This window comes from Goodfellowiella coeruleoviolacea (assembly GCF_024171785.1).
Lineage (GTDB): Bacteria > Actinomycetota > Actinomycetes > Mycobacteriales > Pseudonocardiaceae > Goodfellowiella > Goodfellowiella coeruleoviolacea.
In genome coordinates, this window is record NZ_JAMTCK010000026.1 from 45,092 (window position 1) to 65,913 (window position 20,822).

At 73.7% G+C, this 20,822-nt stretch carries 7 protein-coding genes; 4 read left to right on the plus strand and 3 right to left on the minus strand.

The window, feature by feature from the left end; translation table 11 throughout:
• Positions 1–54: 54 nt before the first annotated feature.
• The gene (locus tag LX83_RS35930; protein ID WP_253780187.1) at positions 55–1,293 is read right to left on the minus strand and encodes a cytochrome P450; all 1,239 of its coding nucleotides are present in this window, start codon (positions 1,291–1,293) and stop codon (positions 55–57) included.
• Positions 1,294–1,551: 258 nt separating this feature from the next.
• Here LX83_RS35930 and LX83_RS35935 point away from each other — a divergent pair, with 258 nt between their 5' ends.
• The 3 genes from LX83_RS35935 to LX83_RS35945 all read left to right on the plus strand — a co-directional run bounded on the left by LX83_RS35935 (position 1,552) and on the right by LX83_RS35945 (position 6,074).
• The gene (locus LX83_RS35935) at positions 1,552–1,926 is read left to right on the plus strand and encodes a VOC family protein (RefSeq protein WP_253780189.1); all 375 of its coding nucleotides are present in this window, start codon (positions 1,552–1,554) and stop codon (positions 1,924–1,926) included.
• Between the two features lie 101 nt (positions 1,927–2,027).
• Positions 2,028–2,843, plus strand: coding sequence for a hypothetical protein (locus LX83_RS35940; protein ID WP_253780192.1), 816 nt, complete (start codon positions 2,028–2,030; stop codon positions 2,841–2,843).
• Positions 2,844–2,927: 84 nt separating this feature from the next.
• Positions 2,928–6,074 carry a non-ribosomal peptide synthetase gene (locus LX83_RS35945; RefSeq protein WP_253780195.1) on the plus strand — a complete coding sequence of 1,049 codons (3,147 nt, stop codon included), beginning with the start codon at positions 2,928–2,930 and terminating at the stop codon, positions 6,072–6,074.
• 12 nt (positions 6,075–6,086) lie between these two features.
• Here LX83_RS35945 and LX83_RS35950 read toward each other — a convergent pair whose 3' ends face one another.
• Positions 6,087–8,882, minus strand: a complete 2,796-nt coding sequence (locus LX83_RS35950) for a helix-turn-helix transcriptional regulator (RefSeq protein ID WP_253780198.1) — start codon at positions 8,880–8,882, stop codon at positions 6,087–6,089.
• A gap of 417 nt (positions 8,883–9,299) precedes the next feature.
• A complete protein-coding gene (locus tag LX83_RS35955) occupies positions 9,300–10,847 on the minus strand; it encodes an FAD-dependent oxidoreductase (RefSeq protein WP_253780201.1) in 1,548 nt (515 codons plus the stop codon).
• A gap of 550 nt (positions 10,848–11,397) precedes the next feature.
• On the opposite strand from LX83_RS35955, the gene LX83_RS35960 reads away from it, so the two are divergent.
• On the plus strand, positions 11,398–20,822 hold a 9,425-nt coding region (locus LX83_RS35960), incomplete at its 3' end, for a type I polyketide synthase (RefSeq protein ID WP_301329495.1).

Sequence of the window (20,822 nt, forward strand, 5' to 3'; positions counted from 1 at the left end):
CACCGGTGCCACGCGGCCCCGGCGTCGGTGGTGCACCCGCCGGGGCTGGGAACGTCACCAGGTGACGGGAAGTTCGTGGATGCCGTACAGGTTGGCACCGGTCTTGTAGCGCAGTTCGGTCGCGGGCACGGTCACCCGCAGGGTGGGCACCCGCTGGAACAGCGTGCCGAACACGACCTCCAGCTCCAGCCGGGCCAGGTGCAGCCCGAGGCACTGGTGCGCGCCGTGGCCGAAGGCCAGGTGGTGGCGGGCCTCCCGGGTGATGTCGAACGCCTCCGGGTCGTCGAAGACGGCCGGGTCCCAGTTGGCCGCGCCGGCCACCGCGATCACGCCCTCGCCGGCCGGAATCACCTCGCCGCCGATCTCGATGTCGGCCAGGGCCACCCGGGAGCCCGCCGGGTCGGACACGCTGAAGTAGCGCAGCATCTCCTCGACCGCGCGCGGCGCCAACCCGGGGTCGGCCATGAGCGCGGCCAACTGGTCGGGGTGCTCCAGCAGGCCCACGGTGCCAAGCGCGATGGTGTTAGCGGTGGTCTCGAACCCGGAGATGAGCAGGAACGCCGCCATCCCGACCAGTTCGTCGTGGCTGAGGGTGCCCGCCTCGCGGTTGCGCTCGACCAGCCGGCTGAGCAGATCCCCGCCCGGGGCGTGTTCCTTGGCCGTGATCAGCTCGTCCAGTTTGGACAGCACCGCGAGGTTGGCGGCCTGCCGCTGTTCGACGGTGCTGTCGTGGTTGACCATGATCCTGGTCTGCTGCTGGAAGAACGGCGCGTCGTCGGCGGACACCCCGAGCAGTTCGCTGATCACCTGGGACGGCACCGGCAGTGCGAGCGCCCGCACCAGGTCGACCGGGCGCGGCCCGGCCAGCATCGCGTCGAGGATGCCGTCGACGATCCGCTGGACGACCGGTCGCAGGGTCTGCACCCGTTTGACGGTGAACTCGGCGACGACCAGGCGCTTGCGCGCGGCGTGCTCCGGGCCGTCGACGGCGAACGCCCTGCCGATCAGGGCGTGGCTGAACCGCGCCTGCTCGGCCGCTGCCTCCGGAGCGGGCACGTGCCGGAACATGTGCGGGAAGCCGGGGTGGAACCGGTTGGCGCTGATCCTCGGGTCGGTCAGGATCTGGCGCGCGAGTTCGTGGCTGGTGATCAACCACACCGGCCGACCGGACGGCAGCACCGCCCGGTACACCGGGCGTTCGGCGCGGAGCCGGCGGTACTCGTCGGGTTGGTGCAGGGGACAGGACCGGGGCATGGGATAGGCCAGGGCTTCGGACGTTGCGGGATCGGGCACGGTGACACCCCAAACATCGCTGTCGCCGGACGAGCTGCGGTCGGGTGGTTTTTCGGCAACAAAAGTGGCTGCCGACAGCCAGCGGCTGATCGGTAATTTATTTCGGGCCAACCGGGTGCGGCAACCCCTACGTTCACCCCTATTCGCACCCCTGTTGGTGCCGCCCCGATCTTGACAGTGCGTGGTTCGCCTTGGCAGCGTCAAACTTATTCCGTCGAAATGGTCAATCTTCGTCGTCGTGCGATTTTTGGGGTGCAGATGATCAGACGCACCGCGTCGGTGGCCGTGCCCGTGACCGACCAGGACGAGGCACTGAGGTTCTTCGTCGACCTGCTCGGCTTCGAGAAGCGGGTCGATGTCCCCATGGGGGAGGGGCGCAGGTGGATCGAGGTGGCGCCGGCCGGCAGCGACACGGTCATCACCCCCTACACCTGGCTGGACCACCACGACGACCGGGTCGGCGGGTTCAGCCGGCTGGTCTTCGAGTGCGCGGACGTCCAGCGGGCCCACCAGGAGCTGTCCGCGCGGGGCGTGGAGTTCTCCCTGGGACCCGACGACTCGCCCGGCGGGAAGTTCGCCTACTTCAAGGACCCGTTCGGCAATGTCTACGTACTGGCCGAACAAGAACCCTGACCAGGGGTGGTCGGATAACCGTAGGGGTTTCCAGTCGGATCGACCACTCAATAGCCTGGCCGCGAAAACGCGGGTCTCGATCGAGATTATGCGAGGGCCACATGGCAGAGCTGAACTCGTGGCGGGTGCTCACCGAATCGGATCGGGAAGAAGTCGTTCTCGCCGTCGACTACGCCGCCACCGGCCGCCCCGAGGCGGCGTTCACCGACCTGGCCGCCCACCTGGACGGCGGCTACGAGATCTGGGAGACGGTGCAGCCGCCACTGGGCGGGGAGACCGGGATGACCGGTGCCGACTACGTGGCGCGGTGGGCCGACGAGGTGCGCGGGACCGGCCGGCCGGTGCGCGCGGTGTTCGGCTTCTGCGCCGGTGGGGTGTTCGCCGGCGCGCTGGCCGACCGCGTCGCCGCCTGGCAGCCCAGCGCGCCCCGGCTGGTGCTCTTCGACCCCGAGGCGCCCACCGAGGCGACCCTCTACTACCAGTTCCACAAGGTGGTGGACAGCCTGTCCACGCTGCTGGACCCGGAGCAGGCGGCAGCCGCGCAGCAGGCCGGACAGCACGCGTGGCAGTCCGGGCAGGGCGTGGCCGAGGTGGGCGCGGAGCTGGTCGGCATCTTCGAGCGGGTGGGCCGGGACGCCTTCGCCAGGGCCGGCCTGGACGCGGAGTACGGCGAGGAGTGGGTGGCCACCTACCGGTCGTTCGTCTCCTACCTGGTGGCGGCCAGCCACCTCGGCCGGACCCCGGCGTGGGCCACGGCCACCGCGGTCAGCTCGGCCACCCCCACCAGCGGGCTCAACGCGGTTGACCCGGCGGCGCGGGCGGGCGCCGTGGCCGAGGAGGTCCGCTTCGCGGTCACGCACGCGGACCTGCTGGGCCACCCCGAGGTCGCCCGGACGGTGGCCGGCCTGCTGGGGTAGCCGTTCGCCGGAGTGCGGGAGCGGACGAGGCGCGGTCACGCCAGCGGGCGACGACCACAACAGCGGAGACGAGGGAAGTCGCAGATGTCGTCGCAAGGTAACACCGCGATCCACAGTGGACTGACGGGTGTCCCGGCCAGTCGCCGGGAGCAGGCGCTGTGGCTGTTGGACCGGCTGGTCCCCGGCAGCGGGGTCAACAACCTGCACCTCGCCTTCCGGGTGCGCGGCGGCCTGGACCTGCCCGCGTGCCGCCAGGCGCTGTCCTTCCTGCTGCACCGCCACCAGGTGCTGCGCACGGTGTTCACGGCGGGGGAGACCGGGCTCCGCAAGGCGGTGCTCGCTCCCGAGCGGATCGAGGTCGACGTCCCCGAGCGGGCCTGCCCGGACGAGACCGTCCACGCCGAGCTGACCGCGTTCGTGGCGCGGCCCTTCGTGTTGGACGGCCGGCCGCTGCTGCGCGCGGTGTGCCTGCGCTGCCCCGGCGGCGACGTGTTCTGCGTGGCCGTGCACCACCTGAACTTCGACACCGTGTCCGCGACCGTGCTGCACGAGGAGTTCGTCGCCGTCTACGACGCGCTGGTCGCCGGCGGCCAGCCACCGGCCGAACTGCGCGACCAGGTGCCGGCCCTGCCGGAAGCCGAGCCCAGCCAGGAGAGCCTGCGGTTCTGGCGGACGCAGCTGCGCGGCGTGCGGCCGGACGACCTGGAACTGTCCTGCGGCACCCCCAACGCCCCGAACACCACGCTGGCCGGCGGCCAGGTAACCCACGCGCTGTCAGCCGAGGCCGTGGCCGTGGTGCGGCGGCTGGAGCGGGACGTGCGCGCGCCCGAGGCCGTCGTCCTGCTCGCCGCCTACTACCTGCTGCTGCACAACCACGGCGCCGGGCCCGACCTGGTGGTCGGATCGCCCATCAACGTGCGCGGCCCGGCCGCCGCCCGCGCCATCGGCTACCACGTCAACGTGGTGCCGCTGCGGGTGCGCGTCGAACCGGGGGAGAGCTTCCGCGAGCTGGTCCGCCGCACCAGGAACGTGTTCCTGAGCGCGATCACGCACGTGGACGTGCCCGTGGACAACCTGCTCGCGGAGATCCCCCGCACCGGGTCGTCCTGGCGGCACACGGTTTTCCGGCACGTGTTCAACTACGTGCCGGACAGCGGCGCGGCCCGGTTCCGCATCGGCGGTCTGGTCGGCGAGCCACTGGCCGTGGAGACCGGCTACAGCAAGTTCGACCTGGAGTTCTTCGTGCTGCCCAGCGCGGACGGAATCCGGGTCCGGGCCGCCCACGGCGCCGAGGTCCTCGACCGGAGCGACGTGCGGGCGCTGCTGCTGCGCTACGAGGCGCTGCTGGTGGCGTTGGGCCAGGGCGTGGACCAGCCCGTCGCCGACCTGCGCGGGTGGAGCGAGCCCGACACCACCACGATCGCGGCGGCGAACGCGACGGCCCGCCCGGTGTCCCCACCGACCGTGCTGGCCGCGGTGGCCGCCGCCGTGGCCGCGTCGCCCGCCGCCGTGGCCGTGGTGGACGGCGAGCGCCAGGTGAGCTACCAGCGGCTGTGGGACGCGGCGCTGGCCGTGCGCGACCTGCTGGCCGGCTGCGGTGTGGCCCGATCTGGTGTGGCCCCGCGCGCGGTGGTGGCGGTGCTGGCGCCGCGCGGCCCGGAACTGGCCGCCGCCGTGCTCGGCGTCTGGCTCGCCGGGGCCGCCTACCTCCCGCTGGACCCGGACCACCCCGAACAGCGCCTCACCCACCAGCTCACCGACGCGGGCGCGCGGGTGGTCCTCGCCGCCGCCGGGCTGAGCGTGCCGGCCAGCCAGGAGCGGACCGTGCTCACCCTGCCCGGGGTGGACGAGGCCCGGCCCCGCGCCGACCTCGACACCACGGCCGCGCACCCGGACGGGTGCGCCTACCTGATCTACACCTCCGGCTCCACCGGCCGCCCCAAGGGCACCCTGGTCAGCCACGCCAGCCTGGCCAACCTGGTGGCGCACTTCGCCGACGAACTCGACGTGACCGGTGCGGACGCCGTGCTGTGGCTGACCACCTTCACCTTCGACATCTCCGCGCTGGAGCTGTTGCTGCCCCTGGTCCGCGGCGGCCGGCTGGTCGTGGCACCCGACGAGGCCAGGGTGGACGGCCGGGCCCTGCGCGAGCTGGTGCGGCGGCACGCGGTCGGCATCGTCCAGGCGACCCCGACCACCTGGCGGTGCGTGCTGGACGAGGTCGCGGACGAGTTGGCCGGCCGGCGGGTGCTGTGCGGCGGCGAGCCCCTGCCGCCGGCACTGGCGCGTCGACTGGTCGCCACCGGCTGCCAGCTGCGCAACGTCTACGGCCCGACCGAGACCACGATCTGGTCCACCTGTGCGCGGGTGGACGGGGTGGTGGGCGAGCGCGTCGCGGTGGGCCGCCCGATCGGCAACACCCAGGTGTTCGTCATGGACGCCGCCGGCCGGGACCTGCCGGTCGGGGTGCGCGGCGAGCTTTGCATCGCGGGCGGCGGCGTGGCCATCGGCTACCACGACAGGCCGGAGCTGACCGCGCAGCGCTTCGGCGACCACCCGCGCTACGGCCGCTTCTACCGCACCGGGGACGTGGCCCGGTGGCTGCCGGACGGCACCCTGGAGCTGGCCGGGCGCGCCGACCGGCAGATCAAGCTGCGCGGCAACCGCATCGAGCTCGGCGAGATCGAGTCGGTGCTGTGCGACCACCCCGAGGTCGCCGGCGCCGCCGTGGTGGTCGCCGGCGACCCGAGCGCCGACGCCGTGCTGGTGGCCTTCGTCCAGACCGCCGACAGCGCCGGCGCGGCCGACCGGCTGTGGCAGCACGCCCGCGCCCAGCTGCCCCGGTCGTGGGTGCCCCAGGAGTTCGTGATCGTGGACGCGCTGCCCACCACGGTCAACGACAAGGTCGACTACTCGACCCTGACCGGCCTGGCCGAGCGGCGCCGGGCCGACCGGGCCGAGCGCCCGGACGCACCGGCCGACGCGGACCCGCTGCTGGCCGCCGTGCTCGGCCTGTTCGCCGAGCTGCTGGGCCGGGCGGATGTGACGGCCGGGACCAACTTCTTCGTGCACGGCGGGCACTCGCTGCTGGCCGCGAAGCTGGCGCAGCGGCTGCACGCCGCGACCGGGGTGCGGCTGCGGCTCGCCGAGGTGTTCAACGACCCCACACCCGCCGGCCTGGCCGAGCGGCTGCGCGCGGCCGACGCCTCGACGCCGCCCGTGACGCCCTGAGCCGGGCCCCCGCTACACCCGGTCCGGCTCGTTCAGCGGCAGGCAGGGCGCCAGGTCGGTGCGGCGCTGCACGCTGAGCTTGCGGTACACCCGGGTGAGGTGCTGCTCGACCGTGCTCACGGTGATGTAGAGGGTGTGGGCGATCTGCCGGTTCGTCTTGCCCTGTGCCGCCAGGGTGGCCACGCGCAGCTCGGCGTCGGTGAGCGCCGCCGCCGGCTGCTCGTCCGAGGTGACCTGCAGCGGCACCGCCAGGTCGGCGTCGGTGGGATCGGGCAGCAGCTTCGCGCACAGCGGCTGCGCGCCGCAGTCCCTGGCCGCCGCCCACGCCTGCCTGCCGGTCGCCCTGGCCCGGCCGTGCTCGCCGAGCGCCTCGTGCGCCCAGCTCAGCTCGGCCAGTGCGCGGGCGAGTTCCAGCCGGTCGCCGCTGGCCCGCAACTCCTCGGCGGCGCGGATCAGCAGCCGGGGGCGCTCCGACGGGTCCAGGGTCGTGGCGAGCACGCGCAGGGACAGGCCGTGCGACCGGGACGGCTCGGCGCCGAGCTTGGTCAGCTGGTCCTCCACCAGTTTCCTGGCCCGCTCCGGCTTGCCCAGGCGCAGCCAGGCGGTGGCGGCGTCACTGCGCCAGGGCACCAGCGCCGGCAGGTCCATGTTCCAGCTGACCGCCATCTCGCCGCACGCCAGGAAATCGCCCAGCGCGGCCTGGGCGTGGCCGGTGGCCAGGAAGTACTGACCGCGCGCCTGGAGGTAGTGCAGGCCGAAGCGGGTCTGGAACATGACATCCGGCACGGGCATCCGCAGCTGGGCGGCGGCCTCGTCGTAACGGCCCATCGCGGTCAGCGCCAGCACCAGGTTGGCCAGGGGCAGCCCCACGGCGACCCCCCACGCCCTGGGCGAGATGCGGTGGAACGACCAGGTGACCTCGTCCGCGGCCGCGGCCAGATCGCCCCGGCGGAAGGACACGGTGGCCCGCACGGCGGCGAGCATGCCCTGCCAGGTCGGTGCCTGCCGGCCGGAGGCCTCCCGGAGCAGCACGTTCGACCAGTGCGCCGCCTTGTCCAGCTGGTCCGCGTAGATCAGCGCCATCAGCGCGACCTTGACGCGCCCGAGGGTCCGGTCGGTCAGCCGGGACAGCTGCAGGACCTGCTCGGCCCCGGTGACCAGGTCCTCGTCCGCGCCGCGGGACAGCGTCGCGGCGAGCACGGCGACCGCCTGGAACTGCGGGTCGATGGTGACCGCGGGGCCCATCTGCTCGGCCACCGCGGTCGTGTCCTGCCGGGGTAGCCGGGCGAGGAAGCGCGGATGGGTGCAGGACAGCCACAGGCCGATGATGCGCAGCTCGTCCGCGCCCCGGTTGTCGGCGGCGTGCACCGACTCCCTGATCCACTCGAACGCCTCGGCGGCCTCGTCCAACCGGCCGAACCACAGCAGGTCGCCGAGCATCGCCGTGACACTGGACCGGCACAGCAGCCCCTGGCGCATGGCCGTGCGCAGCTGGCCGAGGTGCCGGGCGGCGGCCGAGGGGCTGACCCGCCAGGTGGCCCTGGCGCGCACCGCGGTGATCTCGGCCAGGGTCCGCTCGTCGGCGCAGAACTGCCTGGCCCGGTCCAGGCACTCGATGGCGGTGTCAACGTGGTCGTTGTCCAACTGCTGTTCGGCCGCCTCCCGGAGCACGTCCGCGGCCCACGCGTCCTTGGTGTCCTCCACGGCGAACAGGTGCTGGGACACCAGCATCGCGGACGCGCCCTCGTCGTGCAGCAGTTGGGCGACCCGCCGGTGCAGGCCGGCGCGCGCGGCCGGGGACAGCGCGTGCAGCACGATCGAGCGGGTCGCCGCGTGGCGGAACCGACCGGCGGCCAGCAGGCCGCCCTCGGTGAGCGCGTGGATCTCCCGCGCCACGGTGTCGGCGTCGATGTCCAACAACCGCCCCAGCAGCGCCGGTGAACTGAGGTCCCCGAGGACCGCGATGGCCCTGGCCACCGCCAGGGTCAGGGTGTCGGCGCGGTGCAGGTAGGTCAGCACGGCCTGGCCGAAGGCGTCCCCGGTGGTGAGTTCGTCACCCGCAGCCGAGGACCCGGCACCCGCGCCGGCCGTGCGGTTGTCCTCGATCAGGGCCCGCACCAGCAGCGGGTTTCCGCCGACCGCTGCCACGCAGGCCGGAGCCAGCCGCCGGCCCAGCGGTTCACCGAGGTGTTTGACCAGCAGCCGCGCCACGCCGTGCTGGGACAGCGGGGCGAGCCGGATGCGGCGGAAGTGCGGCTGGCTGAAGAGTTCGGCGTGCACCGAGGACAGGTCCGCGCTGGGGCGCGGCTGCTCGGTGAGCACCACCAGCACCCGGGCCGACCGGACCCGCCGGATGACGTGGCACAGGCAGTCCAGCGAGGCGCTGTCCGTGTGCTGCACGTCGTCCACGGACAGCACCAGCGGGCCGGCGTCGGCGAGGTCGAGCAGGGCGTTGCCCAACGCGTGCACCCCCCGAGGGCGGACCGGGTCGGCCGGCCGCGCCGGCTCGGGTTGGGCCGCCTGCGCGAGCAGACCGGCCACCTGGGCGTCGACCTCGGGAGCGAGCGCGGCGCGTTGGACCAGCTGCCGCACGATCGCCAGGGGCACGTCGCGCTCCACCGGTGAACCGGTCGCGCTGAGCACCCGACCGCCCGCGGCGGTGACGAGTTCACCGAACGCGTCCAGCAGCGCGGTCTTCCCGGTGGCTGTCTCACCCACGATCACCGCGACGCCTCCGGTGCCCCGGGCACAGGAGGCGAAGAGGCTCATCAGGGCGCGAAGTTCGCTGTTGCGCTCCACCAATGCCATTGGCGCCGCCTCCCCCACATGACGACAGCAGTCACTACGCTCGGGCGGTCAACTGGACAGCGCGGGGAACTTGTGGAACGTCCCCCAGACGCCCTCCAAGATGGATCAAAGCACGTCTCACGTTACCGGCACAGCAGGCGCCGGGCGGCCGAAAGCCGGCAGGTTCACTGGACTGTCCGGCGCAATCCGATGGGACGATCGGGTCGACGTTGACCCGGCGGGCTCAGCCGGCTGCGGCGGACGAGCCAGGCCGCGTGGCGGAAACGGCCGTGCGCTGGTGCGCCAGGTAGTGCACCAGCGGTGCTCGGTTCGGCCACCGCGTGATCGGCCACCGCCCGTGTTCGAGCACGGCGCGTTCGGCCACGGCGCGTTCGGCCACGCAGTGATCGGCCACGGCCGGTGGACGAACACCGCGGGCTAGGACCTGGACGCGGACTCGGGCGCGGGGCTGATGGACAGCCGGTGCCGGAACACGTTGCCCGGATCCCACCGCCCCTTGACCTGTTGCAGCCTCGGGTAGTTGTCCTTGTAGTACAGGGTGTGCCACGGCACGCCCGAGGAGTTCCACGCCGGGTCGGCCAGGTCGGCGTCCGGGTAGTTGATGTAGGAGCCGTCGCTGCCGGCCCCGGGCACGGGCACGCCCCCGGTGTCGGCGTACACGTCCCGGTAGAACTCGCGGATCCACGCCAGGTGCTCGGCATCCGCCCGGTCCGACCAGGTCGTCACGTACACGGCCTTGAGCATCGAGTCGCGCTGGGCGAGCGCCGTGGCCCGCGGCGACACCGTGTTGACCTTGCCGCCGTAGGCGATGAGCCCGACCAACGCGCCCGGATTGGCGTAGTCGGTCCGGGTCAGGTACCGGTACAGGGTGGCGATCTGCGCCGGCGTGTAGCTCTGGCGCAGGTAGGCGGCCTTCACCTTCACCGAGCCGCTCATGTCGCCGTCGCCGGCGATGCCCGGCCACCGCGTGGAGTGCCACCACGGCATCCGCTGCTGCTGGTGGGCGACGGGCCGGACGCCGTCGCCCACCGCGGCCACGTAGTCGGCCAGCAACCGCTCCGCCCCCGGGTTCGTGCCGTCCACCTGCGTCACCATCGCGATCGCGCCGCTGGCCCGGTGGGTGAGCGCGAGCATGCTGTACAGCCCGGTGAACGGCGAGTCCGGCGCGCTGTGCCGCTCGAACCAGGACCCGTGGTTGCCGACCAGGCGGCCGAACGCGGTCTCGTCCAGCTCGTCCCAGGACCAGGCGGTGGTGCTCACCACCACCTCGGCCGGGGCCCTGGGCAACAGCAGCGCCGGGTCGGCCGCCGTGCCGCCGGGGGAGCGGAACCAGTAGCGGGTGACCACACCGAAGTTCCCGCCGCCACCCCCGGTGTGGGCCCACCACAGGTCGTGGTGCGGGTCGTCCGGGTCGCTGCTGGCCGTCACGCACCGGGCGGTGCCGTCCTCGTCCACCACCACGACCTCGACGGCGTGCAGGTAGTCGACGATCGAGCCGTGCAGCCGGGACAGCGGGCCGTAGCCGCCGCCGGGGACGTGCCCGCCCACCGCCACGGTCGGCCCGCCGCCGCCGGGAACGGTCACGCCCCAACGCTTGAACAGGCTGCGGTACACCTCGCCGAGCGTGGTGCCGGCGCCCACGGCGAACGCGCCCCGCCGCTGGTCGAACGAGATCCCGGTGAACTCGCCGAGATCCAGCACCACCCGCACGTCGGGGTGGGCGACGAAGTCCTCGTAGCAGTGCCCACCGCTGCGGACCGCGAGCCGCTGGCCGGCCCGGACCGCCTCCTGCACCGCCTGAACGACCTCAGCGGTCGATCTGGCCACCCGCACCAGCTCGGGCCGACCCACGAAGCGGTCGTTGATTCCCCGCACGAGGTCGCCGTAGCGGTTGTCGCCCGGGGTCACGGTGATCGGGCTCTGCGGCGGTGGTGCGCTCGTCGGCACCGCGCGAGGTTCAGCCACTCCAGCACTCCAGACTCGGTGTATGTCGGCGGGATTCGGAACCGGCGCCGATAATTCCCGTCTTCGCCTGGTGGCGATACCCGCGATGGGCGTTTCTGTGGTCAGATAGGGGTTGTGCACGAAATGGCGGTAGGGGTTCGCGCGGGCGGCCGAGGAGGGCAGTCAGGGGTGGTCGGCCAGCACCGCTGGTGGTAGGTTCTCCGCGACATTCGGCCCGTGCCCGACCAGCTGGTCCACCACGCGGCCGCGCCTGGCAACGGGGTCTCCGGCCGGCTCGGCCAACCCGGGCGACACCCGAGGGAACGGCGGGACTGAATTGACGCCCGATCCCGGTCTAGGGGCACGTTAGGGGTGCGTAGGGGCTCTTGAGCGCGGTCCGCACTCCGTAGCCTCGTTGTTCAGTGGTCGAATTACCGGGTGCGCGATCCGGTTGTGCGCGCCCATGCCATTCAGCCGGCGGACGGAATATCGGATCGCTGATATGTGAATGAAAGAATTCATTGTGGCGACCTGGTAATCCGTATTTCGTGAGTGAGGATCGCTGAGCGCGATGAGCAATGAGTTGGCTGCCACCGGGACGGGGCCGAACGAGCCGGTCGCCGTCATCGGCCTGTCCTGCCGCCTGCCCCGAGCTGGCCACCCGGAGGCGTTCTGGCGACTGCTCCGCGACGGGGTGGACGCCATCACCGACGCACCGGCGGGGCGGTGGGAGCGGCACGGACCGGCCAGCGCCGCCGAGGACCACCCGAGACGCGGCGGTTTCCTCGACCAGGTCGACCAGTTCGACCCGGCGTTCTTCGGCATCAGCCCGCGCGAGGCAGCCGCAATGGACCCCCAGCAGCGGCTCGTGCTGGAGCTGAGCTGGGAGGCACTGGAGGACGCCGGCATCGTGCCCGGCCAGCTCGCCGGCACCAGCACCGGGGTCTTCGTCGGGGCGATCGGGGACGACTACGCCACCCTGCTGCACCAGCGCGGCGCCGCCGGCATCAACCAGCACACCCTCACCGGCCTGCAGCGCGGCATCATCGCCAACCGGGTGTCCTACACCTACGGCCTGCGCGGCCCCAGCCTGGCCATCGACACCGCGCAGTCCTCCGCGCTGGTGGCCGTGCACACCGCCTGCCAGAGCCTGCGCGCCGGCGAGTCCACCCTGGCCATCGCCGGCGGGGTCAACCTCACCCTCGCGGTGGAGAGCACCCTGGGCGCGGCCAGGTTCGGCGGCCTGTCCCCGGACGGCCGGTGCTTCACCTTCGACGCCCGCGCCAACGGCTACGCGCGCGGCGAGGGCGGTGGCGTGGTCGTGCTCAAACCGCTCGACCGGGCCCTCGCCGACGGCGACGACATCTACTGCGTCATCCGGGGCAGCGCCACCAACAACGACGGCGCCACCGACGGCCTGACCGTGCCCAGCGCGTCCGCCCAGCAGGCGGTGATCAGCGCGGCCTGCCACCAGGCTGGCGTGGACCCCGGGGCCGTGCAGTACGTGGAGCTGCACGGCACCGGAACCCGACGCGGCGACCCGATCGAGGCGGCCGCGCTCGGTGCGGCGCTCGGCCAGGCCGACAACCGCCGGCAGCCGCTGCTGGTCGGCTCGGCCAAGACCAACGTCGGCCACCTGGAGGGCGCGGCCGGGATCGTCGGGCTGCTGAAGGCGGCCCTGAGCATCCGGCACCGACAACTGCCGCCCAGCCTCAACTACGACACCCCCAACCCGGACATCCCCCTCGACGAGTTGCGCCTGCGGGTGCAGCGGACCCTGGGCCCCTGGCCGGACCCGGACCGGCCGCTGGTCGCGGGCGTGAGTTCGTTCGGCATGGGCGGCACCAACTGCCACGTGGTCGTGGCCGAGCCGCCCGCGGCCCACCACGAACAGCGCACCGGCCGGGCACCCGAGCCGCTGCCCTGGCTGGTCTCGGGCCGGGACGCCAACGCCGTGCGGGACCAGGCGGCCCGGCTGCGCGAGCACCTGGCCGACCACCCCGACCAGGACCCGGCCGACATCGCGTTCTCCCTGGCCACCACCAGGGCCGCGTTCGAGCACCGCGCGGTGGTCGTCGGCCGGGACCGGGCCGACCTGCTGCGCGGCCTGGACGCCATCGCCGCCGGCACACCCGCGGCGCACACCGTGCGCGGCACCGCCGGCCAGGACGCGGGCGGCACCGCGTTCCTGTTCTCCGGCCAGGGCAGCCAGCGCCCCGGCGCCGGGCGCGAACTGGCCGAGCGGCACCCGGTGTTCGCCCGCGCCCTCGCCGAGGTGTGCGCGGAGTTCGACGCCCACCTCGACCAGCCGCTCCACCACGTCATGTTCGCCGCGCCGGGCACCCCGCACGCCGACCTGCTGCACCAGACGGGCTACACCCAGCCCGCGCTGTTCGCCCTGGAAGTCGCGCTGTTCCGGCTGGTCGAGAGCTGGGGCGTGCGGCCGGACCTGCTCGCCGGGCACTCCATCGGCGAACTGGCCGCCGCGCACGTCGCCGGCGTGCTCACCCTGCCGGACGCGGTCACGCTGGTCGCGGCCCGAGGCCGGCTGATGCAGCGGCTGCCGGCGGGCGGCGTCATGGTGGCGGTGCAGGCCGGCGAGGACGAGGTGCTGGCCCTGCTGGCCGAGCGGACCGCCGCCGTGAGCATCGCCGCCGTCAACGGGCCGGCCGCGGTGGTGCTCGCCGGCGAGCAGGACGCGGTGCTGGAACTGACCGACCGGCTGCGCGAGTCCGGCCGCAGGACCAAGCGGCTCACCGTCAGCCACGCCTTCCACACGCCCCTGGTGGACGGCATGCTCGGCGAGTTCCAGCGCGTGGCCGAGACCCTGGCGTTCCACGCCCCCACCATCCCGATCGTGTCCACCCTCACCGGTCGGCTCGCCGAGCCCGACCAACTGCGCTCCCCGCGGTACTGGGTCCGGCACGCCCGCCACACCGTGCGCTTCGCCGACGCCGTGGCCACGCTGCACGCCCAGGGCGTGACCACCTTCCTTGAGGTGGGGCCGGACGGCGTGCTGGCCGCACTGACCCGGGAGTGCCTGGCCGAATCCGGGGCGGTGGCCGTGCCCGCGCTGCGGGCCGAGCGGCCCGAACCGGCCGCACTGCTCACCGCCGTGGCCACGCTGCACGTCCACGGCACCCCGGTGGACTGGTCGGCCTGGTTCACCGGCACCGGCGCCAGCCGGGTGCCCCTGCCCACCTACGCCTTCCAGCGCCAGCGGTACTGGCTGGCCGATCCGGACACAGTGGACGGTATGGCCGCGCCAGCGGTCGCTGGTCAGCCCGACCGCGACCAGGAGCGGGAACCGTCCGCGGCGGAGCCGGCCGCGCCCGAGGTCGGTGCGGCCGCGCGGGAACAGGACCTGCTGGACCTGGTGCGCGCCAGCGTGGCCGCGGTCATGGGGCACGCCAGCCTGGACACCGTGGACACCGCGCGGACGTTCAAGGACCTCGGCTTCGACTCGCTGACCGCGGTGGAGCTGCGCGACCACCTCGCCGCCGCGACCGGGCTGCGGCTGCCGCCCACCCTGCTGTTCAACCACCCCACTCCGCGCCGGCTGGCGCGCCACCTGCGCGAGCACCTGCTGGGCAGCGGCGACGCACCGGCCGCGGTGACCGCGGCGGTCACCGGTGCGGAGCCCATCGCCATCGTGGGGATGGGCTGCCGCTTCCCCGGCGGCGTGACCTCACCGGAACAGCTGTGGCAGCTGGTGGTCGAGGGCCAGGACGCGATTGGCGGCTTCCCCACCGACCGGGGCTGGGACCTGGCCGGGCTCTACCACCCCGATCCCGAGCACAGCGGAACGTCCTACGTGCGCGAGGGCGGCTTCCTCCACGACGCGGACCGGTTCGACGCCGGCTTCTTCGACATCTCGCCGCGCGAGGCCACCGCCATGGACCCGCAGCAGCGGCTGCTGCTGGAGACCGCCTGGGAAGCCCTGGAACGGGCCGGCATCGCGCCCACCGCCCTGCGCGGCAGCCAGACCGGGGTGTTCATGGGCGTCATGGCCCAGGACTACGGCCCACGACTGCACGAGGCCGGCGGCGAGGTCGAGGGATACGCGCTGACCGGCAGCACGATCAGCGTCGCCTCGGGCCGGATCGCCTACCTGCTCGGCCTGGAGGGCCCCGCGCTCACCACCGACACGGCCTGTTCGTCGTCACTGGTGGCACTGCACCTCGCGGCCCAGGCACTGCGCCACGGCGAGTGCTCGCTGGCCCTGGCCGGTGGCGCGGCCGTGCTGGCCAACCCCGGCATGTTCGTGGAGTTCAGCCGGCAGCGCGGGCTGGCCGCGGACGCCCGCTGCAAGGCCTTCGCCGCCGCCGCCGACGGCACGGTGTGGGCGGAGGGCGCCGGCGTGCTGGTGCTGGAGCGGCTGTCCGACGCCCGGCGCAACGGCCACCCGGTGCTGGCCGTGGTGCGCGGCTCCGCGATCAACCAGGACGGCGCGAGCAACGGCCTGACCGCCCCGAACGGGCCGGCGCAGGAGCGGGTGATCCGGCAGGCGCTGGCCAACGCCCGACTGTCCACACCAGACGTGGACGTGGTGGAGGCGCACGGCACCGGCACCCGGCTCGGTGATCCGATCGAGGCGCAGGCCCTGCTGGCCACCTACGGGCAGGACCGGCCAGCCGACCGTCCACTGTGGCTGGGGTCGCTGAAGTCCAACATCGGCCACGCCCAGGCCGCCGCCGGCGTGGGCGGGGTCATCAAGATGGTGATGGCGATCCGGCACGGCGTGCTGCCGCCCACGCTGCACGTGGACGAACCCACCCCGCACGTGGACTGGTCGGCCGGCGCGGTGTCCCTGCTGACCGAACCGACGCCGTGGCCGGAGCTGGACCGGCCCCGCCGGGCCGCCGTCTCCTCGTTCGGCATCAGCGGCACCAACGCCCACCTCATCCTCGAACAGCCCAGCGACGACCGGGACGCGCCGCCTGCCGAGCCGAGGACCACCAGTGGCGCGCTGCCCTGGCTGGTCTCCGCGCGCGGTGACGCGGCACTGCGCGCCCAGGCCGGGCGGCTGCGCGAGTTCGTCGCCGCCAACCCCGGCCTCGACCTCGCGGACGTCGGCCGTTCCCTGGCCAGCACCAGATCCGCGTTCGAGGACCGCGCCGTGGTGGTCGCGGCCGACCGGGACGGCTTCCTGGCCGGGCTGCGCGCCGTCGCCACCGGACAGCCCGCCGCGAGCGTGGTGTCCGGCAGGGCCGGCAGCGCGCAGCGCGTCGTGTTCGTGTTCCCCGGCCAGGGCTCGCAGTGGGCCGGTATGGCGGTGGAACTGCTCGCGCACGCCCCGGTGTTCGCCGAGCACCTGCGGGCCTGCGCCGCCGCGTTCCACCCCCACGTCGACTGGTCGCTGCTGGACGTGCTGCGCGGGGCGCCGGGCGCGCCGCCGCTGGACCGGGTGGACGTGGTGCAGCCCGCGCTGTTCGCGGTGATGGTGTCCCTGGCCGAGCTGTGGCGTTCCCTGGGGGTGACGCCGGTCGCGGTGCTCGGCCACTCGCAGGGCGAGATCGCCGCGGCCTGCGTGGCGGGCGCGCTGTCCCTGGCGGACGCGGCCCGCGTGGTGACCCTGCGCAGCCAGGCACTGACCGCACTGGCCGGCAGCGGCGGCATGGTCTCGCTGTCGCTGCCGGTTGACCAGGTGCGCGCCCGGCTGGCGCGGTGGGGCGACCGGATCAGCATCGCCACGATCAACGGCCCCGCCACCACCGTGGTCGCCGGCGAACCAGCCGCCCTCGACGAGCTGCTCGCCCAGTGCGACCAGGACGACATCCGGGCCAGGCGCATCCCGGTCGACTACGCGTCGCACTCGCCCCAGGTCGAGGTGATCCGCGAGCGGCTGCTGGCCGACCTGGCCGGCATCCGGCCCCGCCAGGCGGAGATCGCCTTCTACTCCACGGTCACCGGCACCCGCGTCGACACCGCGGAGTTGGACGCCGAGTACTGGTACCGCAACCTCCGCCACACCGTGCGGTTCGAGCAGGCGACCAGGGCGCTGCTCGCCGAAGGGCACGACCTGTTCGTGGAGACCAGCCCCCACCCGGCACTCATCCAGGGCCTGCAGGAGACCATCGAGGCCACCCGGGGCAACGCCGAGGTGGTGGGCTCGCTGCGTCGGGGCGACGGCGGGTGGCCGCGAATGCTCACCGCGCTCGCCGAAGCCCACGTGCGTGGCGCCTCGGTCGACTGGGCCGGGGTCTTCCCCGCCGGCCGCACCGTGGACCTGCCCACCTACCCGTTCCAGCGCGAGCGCTACTGGCTGGAGTCGCCCACCGCGCCGGCACACGCCCCGGCCGGCCAACCGGCCCGCGCCGAGGACCGGTTCTGGCAGGCGGTGGACAGCGCGGACAGCGCGGCTCTGGCCGAGATCCTCGGCCAGGACAACCCCGAGCCGCTGCGGAGCCTGGTGCCAGCACTGGCCAGCTGGCACCGGAACGCCCATGCCCGATCCACAGTGGACGGCTGGCGGTACCGGGTCGACTGGCGTCCGGTCGCCGACCCGTCGCACACCACCCTGGCCGGCACCTGGCTGCTGGCGGTCCCGCCCGACCCGGCCGCCGCGGACTGGACGGCGGCGCTGACGCGCGCGCTGGAGCACGGCGGCGCCCGCGTCATCCCGATCCCCGTTCCGTCCACAGTGGAACGCGCGCGGCTGGCCGAGCAACTGGCGGCGGTGACCCAGCAGGAGCCGGACGTCAGTGGCGTGCTGTCGCTGCTGGCCCGCACGGATGAGACCCGCACCGATGCAACCCTGGATGACGCGGCACCGGGCGACGTCCCGGCTGGCCTGCGCGCCACCGTGACCCTGGTCCAGGCACTGGACGACGCCGGGCTCACCGCGCGCCTGTGGTGCGTGACCCACGACGCGGTGGCCGCGCACCCCGCCGACCGGCTCAGCAACCCGACCCAGGCCCAGGTGTGGGGGCTGGGCCAGGTCATCGCCCAGGAGCAGCCGGCACGCTGGGGTGGTCTGGTCGACCTGGCCGACGCCACCGACAGCCGCGCGCTGTCCCGGTTGTGCGGGGTGCTCGCCAACCCCGACGACGAGGACCAGGTGGCGGTGCGGGCCGGCGGGCTGTTCGCCAGGCGGCTCGTGCGCGCCCGGACGCGCGCCGGAACCGACCAGGGGTGGCAGCCCCGCGGCACCGTGCTCGTCACCGGCGGCACCGGCGCCCTGGGCGCGCACGTGGCCCGCTGGCTGGCCGGGGCCGGCGCCGAGCACCTGGTGCTGACCAGCCGGCGCGGGCCGGACGCACCCGGCGTCGAGCAGCTGCGCGCCGAACTGACCGCGCTCGGCGTGGCGGTCACCGTCCGCGCCTGCGACACGGCCGACCGGGACGCGCTGGCCCGACTGGTGGCGTCGCTGCCCACGCTCACCGCGGTGGTGCACGCCGCCGGTGTGCTCGCCGACGCCACCCTGGACGCGCTCACCCCCACCCAGCTCGCCGCCGTGCTGCGCCCCAAGGTCACCGCCGCGCGCGCACTGCACGAGCTGACCCTGGACCGGGACCTGGACGCCTTCGTGCTGTTCTCCTCGGTCATCGGCGTCATCGGCAACGGTGGGCAGGCGGCCTACGCCGCGGCCAACGCCCACCTGGACGCCCTGGCCGCGCACCGCAGGGCACGCGGCCTGCCCGCGCTGTCGATCGCCTGGGGAATCTGGGCCGGCAACGGCATGGTCGGTGACGCCGCCCAGACCCGAATGGACCGGCGCGGCCTGCCCGCCATGGCGCCGGAGTTGGCGGTCACCGCGCTGGCCTCGGCAACCGACCCCGAGCCGGCCACCCTGGTCGTCGCCGATGTGGCCTGGGAGCGGCTGGCGCCCGAGTTCACCTCGGTGCGACCCTCCCGGCTGTTCGCCGACCTGCCCGAAGCCCGCCCGGCCACGTCCGCCGGCACCCCGCCGGCCGCGCTCGCCCAGTCCAGCTCCGGCTTCGCCCAGACCCTCGTCGGACTCCCCGACACCGAACAGACCGAGGCCGTGCTGAAGCTGGTGCGGGCCCAGGCGGCGGCCGTGCTCGGGCACGCGCGACCGGAGTCCGTCGATCCCGCCCGAGCGTTCCGGGAGATCGGCTTCGACTCGTTGACCGTGGTCGAACTGCGCAACCGGCTCGCCGCGGTCACCGGGCTGCGCCTGCCGACAACGCTGCTCTTCGACCACCCCACCCCCACCAGGCTCGCCGAGCACCTGCGCGCCAGGACCCTGGCTGAGGCCGGCGTCAGCACGGCGGGACCGACCACCGGACACCGCGAGGCCGAGCCGGCGCCGCGCCCGGCATCCACTGTGGACGACCCCATCGCCGTGGTGGCGATGGCCTGCCGGTTCCCCGGCGGCGTGCGGTCCCCGGAGGACCTGTGGGACCTGCTGATCGCCGAGCGCGACGCGGTGGGCGAGTTCCCGACCGACCGGGGCTGGGACCTCGCCGCGCTCTACGACCCGGACCCGGACAACCCCGGAACCTCCTACAGCCGGGAGGGTGGCTTCCTCTACGACGCGGCCGAGTTCGACGCCGAGTTCTTCGGGATCTCACCCCGGGAGGCACTGGCCACCGACCCGCAGCAGCGGCTGCTGCTGGAAACCACCTGGGAGGCGGTCGAACGCGCCGGCATCGACCCGGTCACCCTGCGTGGCAGCCGGACCGGGGTGTTCGCCGGCATGGTCTACCAGGACTACGGTTCCCGCCTGCACGAGGCACCAGCGGGCTTCGAGGGTTTCCTGGTCACCGGCAAGTCCTCCAGTGTGGTGTCCGGGCGGATCGCGTACTGCCTGGGGCTGGAGGGGCCGGCGGTCACCGTGGACACGGCGTGCTCGTCGTCGCTGGTGGCGCTGCACCTGGCCGCGCAGGCGCTGCGCAACGGCGAGTGCGAGCTGGCGCTGGCCGGCGGGGTGACCGTGATGGCCGCCCCGGGCATGTTCATCGAGTTCAGCCGGCAGCGCGGGCTGGCGCCGGACGGGCGGTGCAAGGCGTTCGCCGCCGGCGCTGACGGCACCGGCTGGGGTGAAGGCGTTGGCGTGGTGCTGTTGGAGCGGTTGTCGGACGCGCGGCGCAACGGGCATCCGGTGTTGGCGGTGGTGCGGGGTTCGGCGGTCAACCAGGACGGGGCGAGCAACGGGTTGACCGCGCCGAGTGGGTTGTCGCAGGAGCGGGTGATCCGGCAGGCGTTGGCCAGTGCTGGTCTGTCCACTCAGGACGTGGATGCGGTGGAGGCGCACGGCACCGGCACCCGGCTGGGTGATCCGATCGAGGCGCAGGCGCTGCTGGCCACCTACGGCCAGGACCGACCGGCCGATCGTCCGCTCTGGCTGGGCTCACTCAAGTCGAACATCGCGCACCCGCAGGCGGCCGCTGGAGTGGCGGGTGTGATCAAGATGGTGTTGGCGTTGGGGCGTGGGGTGTTGCCGAGGACGTTGCACGTGGACGCGCCGACGCCGGAGGTGGACTGGTCGGCGGGTGCGGTGTCGTTGTTGACGGAGTCGGTGGCGTGGCCGGAGACGGGTCGGGTGCGGCGTGCCGGGGTGTCGGCGTTCGGGGTGAGTGGGACGAACGCGCACGTGGTGTTGGAGCAGGCACCGGTGGGGGAGCAGGCACCGGTGGGGGAGTCGGGTGTGGTGGGTGGTGTGGGGTTGTCGGTGGTGCCGTGGGTGTTGTCGGGGCGGTCGGTGGGGGCGTTGCGGGGTCAGGCGGAGCGGTTGCGGGAGTGGGTGGTCTCGGGTCCGCAGCGGCGGTTGGTGGATGTGGGGTTGTCGTTGGCCACCACGCGCTCGGCCTTCCCGCACCGCGCCGCCGTGCTCGGTGGCACCCGGGAGGACGTGCTCGACGCGCTGACGGCGATCGCCGAGGACCGCGATGCCCCAGGCGTCGTTCGCGGGGTGGCGCACACCGACGGTGGCCCGGTGTTCGTGTTTCCGGGTCAGGGGTCGCAGTGGGTGGGGATGGCGGTGGGGTTGTTGGAGTCGTCTCCGGTGTTCGCGCGGCGGTTGGCGGAGTG

Coding starts and splice junctions, on each gene's coding strand:
- LX83_RS35940 (WP_253780192.1), top strand. CDS start 2,028: ATGGCAGAGCTGAACTCGTGGCGGGTGCTCACCGAATCGGATCGGGAA.
- LX83_RS35935 (WP_253780189.1), top strand. CDS start 1,552: ATGATCAGACGCACCGCGTCGGTGGCCGTGCCCGTGACCGACCAGGAC.
- LX83_RS35950 (WP_253780198.1), bottom strand. CDS start 8,882: ATGGCATTGGTGGAGCGCAACAGCGAACTTCGCGCCCTGATGAGCCTC.
- LX83_RS35945 (WP_253780195.1), top strand. CDS start 2,928: ATGTCGTCGCAAGGTAACACCGCGATCCACAGTGGACTGACGGGTGTC.